Origin of the sequence: Nonomuraea sp. NPDC049158 (assembly GCF_040648335.1) — a bacterium.
Taxonomy (GTDB): Bacteria; Actinomycetota; Actinomycetes; order Streptosporangiales; family Streptosporangiaceae; genus Nonomuraea.
Window position 1 is genome coordinate 97,672 of the sequence record NZ_JBEZDM010000024.1, and the last position, 12,781, is coordinate 110,452.

At 70.4% G+C, this 12,781-nt stretch carries 9 protein-coding genes; 7 read left to right on the forward strand and 2 right to left on the reverse strand.

Annotated features, from left to right (window positions below; genetic code table 11):
• Positions 1-85: 85 nt before the first annotated feature.
• The 5 genes from AB0B61_RS38725 (at position 86) to AB0B61_RS38745 (ending at position 8,463) form a co-directional block, all read left to right on the forward strand.
• Positions 86-1,162 (forward strand): Rv2578c family radical SAM protein, encoded by a 1,077-nt coding sequence (locus tag AB0B61_RS38725; protein ID WP_358443076.1) that lies wholly within the window; start codon positions 86-88, stop codon positions 1,160-1,162.
• Positions 1,163-1,445: 283 nt separating this feature from the next.
• Entirely contained in the window at positions 1,446-3,524 is a 2,079-nt protein-coding gene (locus tag AB0B61_RS38730) for a translation factor GTPase family protein (RefSeq protein WP_358443079.1), read from the forward strand.
• A gap of 112 nt (positions 3,525-3,636) precedes the next feature.
• Complete coding sequence (locus tag AB0B61_RS38735; protein WP_358443081.1) at positions 3,637-3,765, forward strand: hypothetical protein; 129 nt, start codon at positions 3,637-3,639, stop codon at positions 3,763-3,765.
• 60 nt (positions 3,766-3,825) lie between these two features.
• Entirely contained in the window at positions 3,826-6,942 is a 3,117-nt protein-coding gene (locus AB0B61_RS38740; RefSeq protein ID WP_358443083.1) for a S41 family peptidase, read from the forward strand.
• 156 nt (positions 6,943-7,098) lie between these two features.
• On the forward strand, positions 7,099-8,463 hold the full coding sequence (locus AB0B61_RS38745) for a glycosyltransferase family 4 protein (RefSeq protein WP_358443086.1): 1,365 nt from the start codon (positions 7,099-7,101) through the stop codon (positions 8,461-8,463).
• 103 nt (positions 8,464-8,566) lie between these two features.
• Here the strand turns inward: AB0B61_RS38745 and AB0B61_RS38750 are convergent, their stop codons facing one another.
• Positions 8,567-9,472, reverse strand: coding sequence for a trypsin-like peptidase domain-containing protein (locus tag AB0B61_RS38750; protein ID WP_358443088.1), 906 nt, complete (start codon positions 9,470-9,472; stop codon positions 8,567-8,569).
• Positions 9,473-9,692: 220 nt separating this feature from the next.
• Between AB0B61_RS38750 and AB0B61_RS38755 the strand changes: the two genes are divergently transcribed.
• The gene (locus tag AB0B61_RS38755) at positions 9,693-10,406 is read left to right on the forward strand and encodes an HNH endonuclease family protein (RefSeq protein WP_358443091.1); all 714 of its coding nucleotides are present in this window, start codon (positions 9,693-9,695) and stop codon (positions 10,404-10,406) included.
• A 52-nt stretch (positions 10,407-10,458) separates the two neighbouring features.
• Here AB0B61_RS38755 and AB0B61_RS38760 read toward each other — a convergent pair whose 3' ends face one another.
• The gene (locus AB0B61_RS38760; protein ID WP_358443094.1) at positions 10,459-11,292 is read right to left on the reverse strand and encodes an SGNH/GDSL hydrolase family protein; all 834 of its coding nucleotides are present in this window, start codon (positions 11,290-11,292) and stop codon (positions 10,459-10,461) included.
• 217 nt (positions 11,293-11,509) lie between these two features.
• On the opposite strand from AB0B61_RS38760, the gene AB0B61_RS38765 reads away from it, so the two are divergent.
• Positions 11,510-12,754, forward strand: coding sequence for an isochorismate synthase (locus AB0B61_RS38765; protein ID WP_358443097.1), 1,245 nt, complete (start codon positions 11,510-11,512; stop codon positions 12,752-12,754).
• Positions 12,755-12,781 lie beyond the last annotated feature (27 nt).

The window sequence follows — 12,781 nt, forward strand, 5'->3', positions numbered from 1 at the left end:
TGAAGATCATTAGCCCCCGCCCAAGCAGGTAATTGCCACCTCTTTTCATTTGCGATCATCGTCGAACCTTTGTTCTAATCATGGGATGCGCTGGGACAACCTGCGCCTGGCCGACTCCGGCCAGGACGATCCGGCCGTGCCGCTGTTCGCCCGCGGCGCGGTCACCCGCACGTTCGACACTCCCGAGTTCAAGGGGATGACCTTCTACGAGATCCAGGCCCGCTCGATCATCAACCGGGTGCCGGCGGCCAGCCGGGTCCCGTTCGAGCACACCATCAATCCCTATCGGGGCTGCGGCCACCGCTGCGTCTACTGCTTCGCGCGCAAGACCCACCAATATCTCGACCTCGACGCCGGCGCCGATTTCGACTCGAAGATCGTGGTCAAGGTCAACGCCGCCGAGCTGGCCCGCAAGGAGCTGGCATCGCCGCGCTGGCACGGCGGCCCCATCGCCATGGGCACGAACGTCGACTGTTACCAGAGGGCCGAGGGCCGTTACCAATTGATGCGCGGCATCCTGGCCGCCCTGCGCGACGCCGCCAACCCGTTCTCGATCCTCACCAAGGGCACGCTCATCCTGCGCGATCTCGACCTGCTGACCGAGGCCGCCGATGTCACCCAGGTGAGCGCCAGCGTGTCGGTCGGCTTCGTCGACCCCGATCTGTGGCGCTCCGTCGAGCCCGGCACCCCCGCCCCGCTGCGAAGGCTGGAGGTCTGCGCCACGCTCAACGACCACGGCATCTCCTGCGGCGTGCTGATGGCGCCGATCCTGCCGTACCTCACCGACTCCCCCGACCAGCTCGAACGCACGGTCAAGGAGATCGCCCAGGCGGGCGCCACCCACCTCGCGCCCATCGTCCTGCACCTGCGGCCCGGGGCGCGCGAGTGGTGGCTGGGGTGGCTGTCGCGCGAGCATCCTCGGCTCGTGCCGCGCTATCTGGAGCTGTACGGAAGGGGCGCGTACGCTCCGCAGGCCTATCAGCAGCGCATCACCGACCAGGTCAAGGAGCTGGCCCGACGCCACGGTGTCGGCCGGGCGACCGCGGCTTCAGCCCGCCGCCTCCCGCCACGCGCCGAGCTCGCGCCACCGGCCCACCCCGAGCCCGCTCCACAGGCCCGGCCCGCCCCGACGGCGCGGCAACTCAGCCTCCCCGGCCTGTGACGGTGCGGCAGGTCGACCTGCATGGCCTGTGACGGTGCGGCAGGCCAGCCCCTCCGACCGGCGAGGCGCGACCAACTCAGCCTCTCCGGCCTGTGACTGCGCGGCTGCTCGGCCTGTCCGGGCCGACGGGCGAGTGAGCCGCGAATAAATCGCTGGCAGTGCGGCCGACGCGGGTGACATCATGAGGCCGTTTCTGACGTCGACCAGCAGGAGCATGTAATGCGGTGCCTTCGAGTCTCCCAGCGCCCCATTGGCACGAGAGTTCTCGAGGCTTCGACCAGGCATGTACATCCTCAACATCGGCATCCTCGCGCACGTAGACGCGGGTAAGACCAGCCTGACCGAGCGGCTGCTGTTCCGGACCGGCGCGATCGACCGGCTGGGCAACGTCGACGACGGCAGCACACAGACCGACAGCGGGGCCATCGAGCGGCGCCGCGGCATCACCATCCGCACCGCCGTCGCCTCCTTCACCGTGGGCGACCTACGGGTCAACCTCATCGACACACCCGGCCACGCCGACTTCGTGGCCGAGGTCGAACGCGCGCTCGGCGTGCTCGATGGCGCCGTGCTGGTGCTGTCGGCCGTCGAAGGGGTTCAGCCGCACTCGCGGCTGCTGATGAAGACGCTGCGCAGGCTGCGGGTGCCTACGCTGATCTTCGTCAACAAGATCGACCGGGCCGGGGCCCGGGAGCGGGAGTTGCTGGACGACATCCGGCGGTGGCTCTCGCCGTACACCGTCGCCTTGAACACCGTGGAACAGATCGGCGGCCCGGACGCCCGCACGCGCTGCATCGTCGGCCTGGACGAGGCGGACGGTTCCGGCGATTCCGCCCTTGGCGGTGAGGTGGCCGATTCTCTCCTTGGCAGTGAGGTGGCCGAGATGCTGGCCGAGCATGACGACGGCATCCTGGAGTCGCTCGTCGAGGGGCGGGCGCCGAGCGGTCGGCAGGTATGGGCGGCGATGGCCCGGCAGTGCGCCGACGGGGTGCTGCATCCGGTGCTGTTCGGGTCGGCGATGACCGGGCGGGGTGTCGGTGATCTGCTCGACGGGTTCCGGCTGCTGCCCGCCACGGCCCTGCCGGGCACGCCCGGGGCGGCCACAGCCGTGGCAAGCACGGCCGAGTCGGGCACAGCTGTGGCAAGCACGCCCGACTTGAGCACGGCCGCCTCGGGCACGGCCGCCTCGGGTGAGGTGCTCGGGGGGACGGTGTTCGCGATCGAGCGGGGCGCCGCCGGGGAGAAGGTCGCCTATCTGCGGATGCGGTCCGGCGTGCTGCGGGCGCGGCAGCGGGTGGCCTTCCATCGCCTGCGCCGCGACGGGACGGTGGAGGAGTACGGTGGGCGGCCGACCGCGGTGCGCGTGGCCGGGTCGGCGGAGTCGCAGGCGGTGGCCGGGGACATCGCGAAGGTATGGGGCGTGCCCGAGGTCCGGGTCGGCGACCACCTCGGCACCCCGCCAAACAGCCGCCTCAGCACCTCACCAGGTGGCCGCCCCGGCACCTCGCCAGACGACGCGTCCAAGGGTGGGCACTTCCCGGCGCCCAGTCTGGAGACGGTGGTCAGGCCGCGGGTTGCCGGGCAGGAGGGTCGGTTGCATGCCGCGCTCGCCGCCCTGGCCGAGCAGGACCCGCTGATCGGCACCCGCGCCCTGCCCGGCGGCCAGACGTCGGTCCTCCTCTACGGGGAGGTGCAGAAGGAGGTCATCGCCGAGACGCTGGCCGCGGAGTTCGGGGTGGAGGCGGTGTTCGAGCCGACCCGGCCCGTCTATCTCGAACGGCCCGCGCGCCGGGCGGAGGTCGTCGAGGAGATCATGCGCCACGGCCGCAACGACTTCGTCGCCACCGTCGGCCTGCGGGTGGAGCCGGCCGCCATCGGGTCCGGTGTCGGATACCGGCTGGGCGTGGATCTGGGGTCGCTGCCGCTGGCCTTCCACCGGGCCATCGAGGACACCGTACGCGACACGCTGTCCGAGGGCCCGCACGGCTGGCCGGTCACCGACCTCCTGGTCACGCTGACCAGAACCGGTTATGACAGCCCGATCACCACGGCGGCCGACTTCCGGGGGCGGACGACGAACGTGCTGCGGCGGGCGCTGCGCCAGGCGGGCACCCGGGTGTACGAGCCGTGCCACCGCTTCGAGCTGGAGGTGCCGCCGGAGTCGCTGAGCGCGGCGACCGTACGGCTGGCGGCTCTGGGCGCCGTGGTGGCCGATGCCGTACGCCGGGAGGCGGTGTGGTTGGTCAGCGGCGACATCCCGGCCGTGGCGGTGCGCGAGTTCGAGCTGGCGTTGCCCGGCCTGTCGCATGGCGAGGGTGTGTGGTGGTCGCGGCCCTTCGGCGACCGCCCCGCCCGACGGTAACGATATGTGACTGTTCATCCGCTGACAGTTAGTTCATATGTCGGTTTTCTGCCGGAAATGGGTACTAAGGCGGTTGATGTACTTATCCCACATCATCCGTTCAGGGGGAACCATGGCTCAGACGAACAAGAAGCCGGCCGCCAAGGCCGGCAAGACCAAGAAACAGACGATCAAGCCCGCCCGCCAGGACAAGGACGCCAAGGACGCCAAGAAGGAGCCCAGGAAGCCGGACGTGGCTTGACGCGGTGAAAGGATCAGGCAGCCGCGGCCGGAGTCCCGGCTGCCTGATCACGGAGCACACATGTCCGCCTATCTGCGCTTCCCCGCCATCTTCCAGGACGTCGTCGTCTTCGCGGCCGAGGACGACCTGTGGATGGTCTCCGCCCTCGGGGGACGCGCCTTCCGTCTGACCGCCGGGCTCGCCGAAGCCGGCTATCCGCGCATCTCGCCGCGCGGCGACCAGCTCGCCTTCGTCGGGCGCGAGGAGGGCCCGGAAGAGGTGTACGTCATGCCCGCCGACGGGGGCGCGGCCCGGCGGGTCACCTATCACGGAGCCCGCTGCACGGTGACCGGCTGGGACCCCGAGGGCCGCATCCTGTACGCCAGCGACGAGTGCCAGCCGTTCGAGGGCCGCAAGTGGCTGCACCGGGTCGCGCCGGGCGGCGTGCCGCACCGCCTGCCGTACGGGCCGGCGGACTCCATCGCCCACGGCCCCCGCGGCATGATCGTCCTGGGCCGCAACACCGCCGATCCCGCGCGCTGGAAGAGGTACCGCGGCGGCACCGTCGGCGACCTGTGGATCGACCCCGACGGCGAAGGCCGCTTCCGCCGGCTCATCCGGCTGCCCGGCAACCTGGCCTCCCCCTGCTGGAGCGGTGACCGCGTCTGCTTCCTGTCCGACCACGAGGGCGTCGGCAACGTGTACTCCTGCACGCCGGACGGCGACGACCTGCGCAAGCACACCCACCACGACGACTACTACGCCCGCAATCTGTCCGGTGACGGCCACCGCCTCGTCTACCACGCGGGCGCCGACCTCTACCTGCTCGATCCCGAGGACGCGCCCCAGCGGATCGACGTACGGCTGGCCAGCTCCAGGACCCAGCGCAACCGCAGGTTCGTCGAGGCCGACGACTACCTCGAGAGCGCCACGCTCACTCCCGACGGCAGCGCCCTGGCCGTCACCGCGCGCGGCAAGGCGTACACCATGGCCGGTTGGGAAGGGCCGGTCCGCCAGCACGGCGAGCCCGACGGCGTCCGCTACCGCTTCCTGACCTTCCTCAACGACGGCCACCGCCTCATCGCCGCCGCCAGCGACGACGGTGACGAGGAGCAGCTGGTCATCCTCGGCGACCCGGCCGCCCCGGAGATCGCCCGGCTCGGGCGGATCACCGCGTTGGTGCCCGATCCCGCCCACGACCGCGTCGCCGTGACCAACCACCGCGACGAGCTGCACCTCGTCGATCTGGCCACCGGGCGGGCCGTGCTCGTCGAGGCCAACCCGCACGGCCCGCCCGCGGACCCCGCCTGGTCGCACGACGGCCATTGGCTGGCGTACGCCACGCCGCTGAACGCCCACACCGCCGCGATCATGCTGCACCACCCCGCGACCGGCCAGACCGTCGCCGCCACCGAGCCCCTGCTCGAAGACTCCCGTCCCGCCTTCGACCCGCGCGGCCGCTATCTCTACTTCATCGGCCAGCGCGTCTTCTCCCCCGTCTACGACCAGCTCCAGTTCGACCTCGGCTTCCCCCTCGGCACCCGCCCCTACGCCATCGCGCTGCGGCGGGACGTCCCCGACCCGTTCGTCCCGACCCCCCGCCCTCTGGGAGCGAAGGACGACGAGGAGGAAGAGGAGGAGGAGGAGGGCGAGCCCGAGCCGCTGCGCGTCGACCTCGACGGCCTGGCCCGCCGCGTCACCCCGTTCCCCCTGCCGGAAGGCCGCTACGAGCGCGTCGCCGGGCTGCCGGGCAAGGCACTCATCCTCAGCAGCCCGCTGCAGGGTGAGAGCATCCTGGACCTGTACGACTTCACCAAGGGTGAGCGCGAGACCTTCGCCCGCGGCGTCAGCGACTTCGAGCTGGGCCGCGATCACAAGACGCTCCTGTATCGGGCGGGCGACCGGCTGCGCGTGCTGAAGGCCACCGAGACGCCCGACGACGACGGCGACAGCCCGGGCCGCGAAACCGGGTGGATCGACCTGTCCCGGATCAAGGTGTCGGTCTGCCCGGCGGCGGAATGGCGGCAGATGTTCCGCGAAGCGTGGCGCCTGCAGCTCGAGAACTTCTGGACCGAGGACATGGCCGGCATCGACTGGCACGCCGTCTACGAGCGCTACCTGCCGCTCGTCGAACGCGTCAGCACCCGAGGCGAGTTCTCCGACCTGCTGTGGGAGCTCCACGGGGAGCTGGCCACCAGTCACGCCTACGAGAGCGGCGGCGAGTACCGGCCCGGCCCCGACTACGCGCAGGGCAAGCTCGGCGTCGACTGGGACTATCGCGACGGCGTCTACCACATCGGCGCCATCGTCACCGGCGACGCCTGGAACCCCGAGGCCACCTCGCCACTCAACCGGATCGGCCTGGACGTACGGCCGGGCGACGCGGTCCTGGCCATCAACGGCGCCCCCATCGGCGAGACCGCCACCCCCAACGAACGCCTGGTCAACCAGGCCGACGAGGAGGTCGAGCTGACCCTGCGCCGCGACGAGCGCGTCTTCACCGCCGTCGTACGCGCCATCGCCGACGAGGGGCCCGCCCGTTACCGCGACTGGGTCAACCTCAACCGCGCCCGCTGCCATCAGCGCTCGGACGGCCGCGTCGGATACGTGCACATTCCCGATATGGGCACCGAGGGGTTCGCCGAGTTCCACCGCGGCTTCCTGGCCGAGCACGACCGTGAGGCGCTCATCGTCGACGTCCGCTTCAACGGCGGCGGCGACGTCTCGGCGCTGCTGCTGGAGAAGCTGGCCCGCCGCCGACTCGGCTACGACTATCCCCGCTGGGGCGATCCCGAGCCCTACCCGCCGGAGTCGACGCGTGGCCCGCTGGTCGCCATCACCAACGAATGGGCCGGCTCCGACGGCGACATCTTCAGCCACACCTTCAAGCTGCGCGGCCTCGGCCCGCTCGTCGGCAAGCGAACCTGGGGCGGGGTCATCGGCATCTGGCCGCGGCACCGGCTGGCCGACGGCACCGTCACCACACAGCCAGAGTTCTCCTTCGCCTTCGACGACGTCGGCTGGCAGGTCGAGAACTACGGCACGGACCCGGACATAGAGATCGACATCACCCCGCAGGACTACGCGGCGGGCACGGACACCCAGCTCGAGAAGGCCATCGACGTGATACTCGGGCTGCTGGCCGAACACCCCCCGCACACTCCGGATCCAATACATCGGCCACGGATGCAACCTTAAGAGGATTTGCAACGTCTATAGATCATGCGTGGGGTTAGTCCTCGGGGATGGACAGGACACTCCACCGAAGCGGGACAATAGGCCGGTGGCGAATTCGCACAGATCGCCACTGGCCACTTGTGTAGTGACACTCTCGGTTCAAGGGGGACTTCTCAGGTGCGCGCACTGGCACGCAAGGGCAGGTCGGCGATGGTCCGGCTGTACAAGGGCTACAACCGCCGCAAGGTGCGCAAGGCGCCGCCGCCGTCCACGGACAAGGTCAGGATTCTGATCCTGCACGCGTACGGCATGGGCGGCACGATCAGGACCGTCTTCAACCTCGCCAGTTATCTGGCCGAGAACCACGACGTGGAGATCGTCAGCATCTTGAAGGAGGCCGAGGAGCCCTTCTTCCCGATCGACCCGCGGGTCAAGTTCCGCTTCCTGGACGACCGGCTGAACCCCGGCCCGGACCCGGTGCGCGCGATGCTGTCGAAGAGGCCGAGCAAGATCATCCCGCCCGAGGAGTCGGCGTTCCACCGCTTCAACCTCTGGACCGACCTCAAGCTGGCCCGCTACATCCGCTCGCTCGACACCGGGATCCTCATCTCCACCAGGCCCGGCCTCAACCTGGCGATGGCCCAGTTAGCGCTGCCGAGCGTCATCACCATCGGCCAGGAGCACGTCGCGCTGCGCACCCAGCCGGAGGCGGTGCAGGAGCTGATCAAGTGGCGCTACCGCCGCTTCGACGCCCTGGCCACCCTCACCAAGGCCGACCTGCGTGACTATCGCGCCGCGCTGCCCAAGAAGCCGAAGCGGCTGATCCGCATCCCGAACGCCGTACCGCCGATGACCGGCGACGTGGCCAAGCTCGACTCCAAGGTCGTCATCGCCGTCGGCCGGCTGACCCGCCTCAAGGGCTTCCACCGGCTCATCGTCGCCTGGGAAGAGGTCGCCAAGACCCACCCCGACTGGAAGCTGCGCATCTTCGGCGCCGGCCCCCAGGAGGACAACCTGCGCCAGCAGGTGATCGACGCGGGTCTCGAAGGCCAGATCGAGCTGCCCGGCGCCACCTCCGACGTCGGCGCCGAGCTGGAGAAGGCGTCCGTCTTCGTGCTCAGCTCGCGCCACGAGGGCTTCCCGATGACCATCCTGGAGGCGATGGCCAAGGGGCTGGCCATCGTCAGCTTCAACAGCCCGCACGGGCCGAAGGAAATGATCACCGACGAGGTCGACGGGCTGCTGGTCAAGCCGCGTACCAACGCCAACCTCGCCACCTCGCTCCTGCGCGTCATCGAGGACGAGGAACTGCGCCGCCGCCTGGCGGCCGGGGCGCTGGAGACGGCGCACACGTACGACGTGGACGTCATCGGCGCGCAGTGGGACGCCTTGTTCGAGGAGCTCCTGGCCCGCCGCAACGGCACCTACGTCAAGCCGACGCCGCCCGCGCCCGCGCCCGCGGAACCGGCCTCGGCCGAACCGGCACCCGCGGAATCCGCACCGATGGCGGCCGAGCCCGCGCGGACTCCGCGGTCCTCCTGACGGCCGGCTGACGACGTCCGCGCCCCCGATCGTTCCGGGCGGACGTCACAGGGCCGAGCGTCGGGGCGGCCGGAGTGGTTCTAGGTACCGCTCGCCACGCCGGTCAGGTACGGCTCGTCAGCTCGACCGGCTCCGCGATGACGTCCACCAGCGCCCCGTTGCGGTGGACCGTGATCGGCAGGGGCCGCCCGATCGCCTCGGCGAACATCAGCCGCTGCAGGCTCTGCGCGTCGCCCACCGGATGGCGGTCGGCGCTCAGCACCAGATCCCCCGCCCGCAGGCCGGCCCGGTCTGCGGGCGATCCGTGCATCACCTCCATCACCCGCAGCGCGCTGTCCTGGCCGGTCCGCCGCCGCAGCGGCTCGCTCAGCGGCGCCGGCGAGGTCACCAGCCCGAGGTAGGCCCGGCGTACCCGGCCGTCCTTGATCAGCGTGGCGATGATCGCCCGCGTCGTGCTGTTGACCGGCACGGCCAGCCCGACCCCGACGCCGGCCACGGCCGTGTTGACGCCGACCACCCGCGCCCGCGAGTCGGCCAGCGCCCCTCCCGAGTTGCCGGGGTTCAGCGCCGCGTCGGTCTGGATCACGTCCTCGATGAGGCGTACGGCCTGACCGCTCCGGGCCGGTAACGACCGTCCCAGTCCCGACACCACGCCGGCCGTCACCGAACCGGCCAGCCCCAGCGGGCTGCCCACCGCCACCACGAGCTGTCCCACCACCAGCTCGTCGCTGTCGCCCAGGACGGCGGGCTCGGGCGTGGGCACCTGCGCCCTGATCACCGCCAGATCGGACAGCGGGTCGCGCCCCACCACCAGGAACTCACCCGAGGACCCGTCGGCGAACGCCACCGTGCCCGCCCTCGACGAGCCCACCACGTGCGCGTTCGTCAGCAGGAACCCGTCGGCCGTGAAGACCACCGCCGACCCGCTGCCCCGGTCCGCCCGAACGCTGGCCACCTTCGGCAGCAGCTCGGCCGCCACCGAGGAGACGACGCGGGAGTAATCATCCATGACGACACCCTTCTCAGTTGCTTACATCATTACTCCGCAACAGAGAAACGGCCACCGCCTTTTCCGCCCGCTGCCTCCGGAGGCATGGAGCATCCGGATCAACAGGACCGTGCGCCATACACCCCTCCCTCTGCCGCCTCAAACCTCTCACCGTGTCAAACACCGCAATGTCGGGAATTGATCTCTAGAGAACCTGTGCCCAAGAATCCCGGAGGCGTACTTGAGCACAAAGGAAACGATCGCCCTCCTGGTAGGGGGCGTGCTGGTCGTCTCCCTCGTCGGCGGCACCAAGACCAGCCCGGCCACCGCGGCCAGCCCGCTCACCAACACCAGCGGAACCCGCCCAGGACTCGCCCCCATCGCCACCGACGCCGACCGGGCCAGCGCCCGCACCCTCATCAAGCGGCTCCGGGTCAAGGGCCGCGGCCCCAAGACCGGCTACGAGCGGACCAGGTACGGCGACAACTGGGCCGACACCGCCACCGGCGTCCCGTACGCCCGCAACGGCTGCCGCACCCGCGACGACCTGCTCGCCCGCGACGGCCAGGACGTCAAGTATCGCCAGGGCTCCCGCTGCGAGGTCGTCTCCCTCATCCTGACCGACCCCTACACCGGCCGGACCATCGAATGGCGCAAGGACCACGCCGACGAGATCCAGGTCGACCATGTCATCCCGCTCGCCTACGGCTGGCGGATGGGCACGCCGCGCTGGTCGATGTCCAAGCGCCTCGACTTCGCCAACGACCCGCTCAACCTGCTGCCCGTCTACGGCGCCGCCAACGAGCAGAAGGACGCCTCGGGACCGGCGGGCTGGCTGCCGCCGCAACACCGTATCCGCTGCGCCTACGTCACCCGCTTCGCCCAGGTCGCGCTCAAGTACGACCTGCCCGTCACCCGCGCGGACAAGAACGCCATGCTCGCCCAGTGCCGCTGACCGCCGCCGCACAGATGACCAGCGCCGCTCAGAGCACAGCTCAGAGCCCGCCTCAGAGCACGTCGATCCACTCGAAACCGTTCTTGAACGTCAACTGCGCCAGGGTCCGCTGTCCCTGGGCGTTGGGGTGGAAGTAGTCCCACTTGCTGATGTGGTCGAGCGTGAACGGGTAGGCGAACACCGCGCCCCCGTCCGTACGGCACGCGGGTCCGAGCGTCGCGCACGCCTCGGCGGCCTCGTGGTTGTAGTCCATCACCCGCGCGCGTACCCGGGCCCGCCGCGCCACGTCCGCGGGCTTGGCCGACGAAGGGGAGGCGAGCATCGTGGGGCAGATCCTGCCGAGCGTCCAGAACGTGCGCGCCAGGGCGTTACTCTTGCCGACCTGCCACAACCGGCGCAGGTCGGGAATGCTGGCGAAGAACACCCTGACCCCCGGCACCCCGGCCCGCAACTCCGCCAGAGCCGCGTCGAGCCGCTGCCGGTAGACCCGCACAGGCGTCATGTCCTTCTCCGCCGGTTTGCAGGCGTCCTGGGCGCCGATGAGGATTGTGACGTATGTCGCCTTGGCGGTGATCGCCTGCTTCACCTGACCCATCAGGTCCGCGCTCGTCGACCCGGGCACCGCGAAGTTGCGGTTGTGCCCCATGATCGACCGGCTCAGCCCGGCCAGTCGCAGGTAATGGCTGCTCACCTCGGCGTTGTCCCCCGCCGACCAGGAGCGGGAGGTGCACGAGACGTACCAGCCGCACGCGTTGAACCCCGCTGAGACCGAGTCTCCCAACGCCGCCATGACCTCTGGGACGGGCTCCGCCGAGGACGCGTGGGCCGTACCGGAGCCGAGGAGAACGAGGGCAGCGGCGAAGAGGGGTGTGAGACGAGTGATCATGCGGCCCAAAGTAGGGATGGGCGCGGAGGCCGACTATGTCGTTAAGGCAACATCTGCCATCTCGGGACCGTGTTCATATCGCTGCTTGACAGTCCTGATCCGATGGGGATGCTCCGAATATCATGCGGGTTCCCCCTTTATCTGGGTTCATTGACCGTAACCGGTCATTCACGGGGGTCCCAGTCGAACGTGTTCAGTTCCCGCATAGAGTGTCTGGGTGAGTGTCGCGCTCGGAACAACCCGCCCGCTACCGGTTCGCACCACCCCCATAGGTGACCCCGGTGACTTGCTGGCCTCCCTGCCCCGGACCGCCGCCCCTTACGCCTGGATCAGGCACGGCGAAGGACTCGTCGGCTGGGGTGAGGCCGCGCGGGTGGCCGTTCCCGCAGGTCCCGACCGGTTCGCCTGGGCGAGCCGGTGGCTCGCCGACCTGTTCGGCGACGCCCACATGGACGCCTACCTCGACGGTCCCGGTGGCGTGCCCGGCGTCGGGCCCGTCGCCTTCGGCTCCTTCACCTTCGACGAGAACGCCGCCGGCTCCGTCCTCGTCGTGCCGCAGGCCGTGCTCGCCCGGCGTGACGGCCGCGCCTGGCTCACCACCATCGGCGACGCGCGCCTCGAACCCCTCGCTCCCGTACGCGATCCGGGCCGCATCAGCTACGGCGACGGCAGCCTGTCCGCCCCCGAATGGGAGCATGTCGTCGCCCAGGCCTCCCGGCGCATCCGCGAGGGCGAACTGGAGAAGGTCGTCCTGGCCCGCGACCTGATCGCCACGGCCGAGCGGCCGATCGACGTACGCCTCCTGCTCGACCGCCTCGCGCAGCGCTATCCCGACTGCTACACCTTCTCCGTCGCCGGCCTCGTCGGCGCCACCCCCGAGCTGCTCATCCGGCGCACCGGCAAGGAGATCGAGTCGCTCGTCCTGGCCGGCACCACGCCGCGCGGCACCGGCCCGGCCGACGACCTGGCGCGCGGCGCGGCGCTGTTCGCCTCGGCCAAGGACCGGCACGAGCACGAGTGCGCGATCGCGTCCGTACGCGAGACGCTCGCCCCGCTGTGCTCGTCGCTGCAGACGCCCGACGAGCCGGAGCTGCTCATGCTGCCCAACGTCCAGCACCTGGCCAGCCACGTCACCGGACGCCTGGCCGACGGCGCGTCGGTGCTCGACGTGGTCGCCGCCATGCACCCGACCGCGGCCGTGGGCGGCACGCCCACCGACACCGCCATCAAGGTGATCCGGGAGCTGGAGGGGATGGACCGCGCGGGCTACGCGGGGCCGGTCGGGTGGATCGACGCGCACGGGGACGGGGAGTGGGGGATCGCGCTGCGGTCGGGGATCGTCCGGGGGCGCCGGGCGCGGCTGTTCGCGGGCGCCGGCATCATGGGCGACTCCGACCCGAGCTCCGAACTCGCCGAGGCGCAAGCGAAGTTCCGCGTCATGCAGTACGCCCTCGAGGGGTGACTTTCCAGGTCGTTGTCGCGGCGTTTT

What these genes read in the sequence shown, in the direction of transcription:
- AB0B61_RS38725 (WP_358443076.1), top strand. Translation starts at nt 86, where the DNA reads ATGCGCTGGGACAACCTGCGCCTGGCCGACTCCGGCCAGGACGATCCG.
- AB0B61_RS38730 (WP_358443079.1), top strand. Translation starts at nt 1,446, where the DNA reads ATGTACATCCTCAACATCGGCATCCTCGCGCACGTAGACGCGGGTAAG.
- AB0B61_RS38735 (WP_358443081.1), top strand. Translation starts at nt 3,637, where the DNA reads ATGGCTCAGACGAACAAGAAGCCGGCCGCCAAGGCCGGCAAGACCAAG.
- AB0B61_RS38740 (WP_358443083.1), top strand. Translation starts at nt 3,826, where the DNA reads ATGTCCGCCTATCTGCGCTTCCCCGCCATCTTCCAGGACGTCGTCGTC.
- AB0B61_RS38750 (WP_358443088.1), bottom strand. Translation starts at nt 9,472, where the DNA reads ATGGATGATTACTCCCGCGTCGTCTCCTCGGTGGCGGCCGAGCTGCTG.
- AB0B61_RS38760 (WP_358443094.1), bottom strand. Translation starts at nt 11,292, where the DNA reads ATGATCACTCGTCTCACACCCCTCTTCGCCGCTGCCCTCGTTCTCCTC.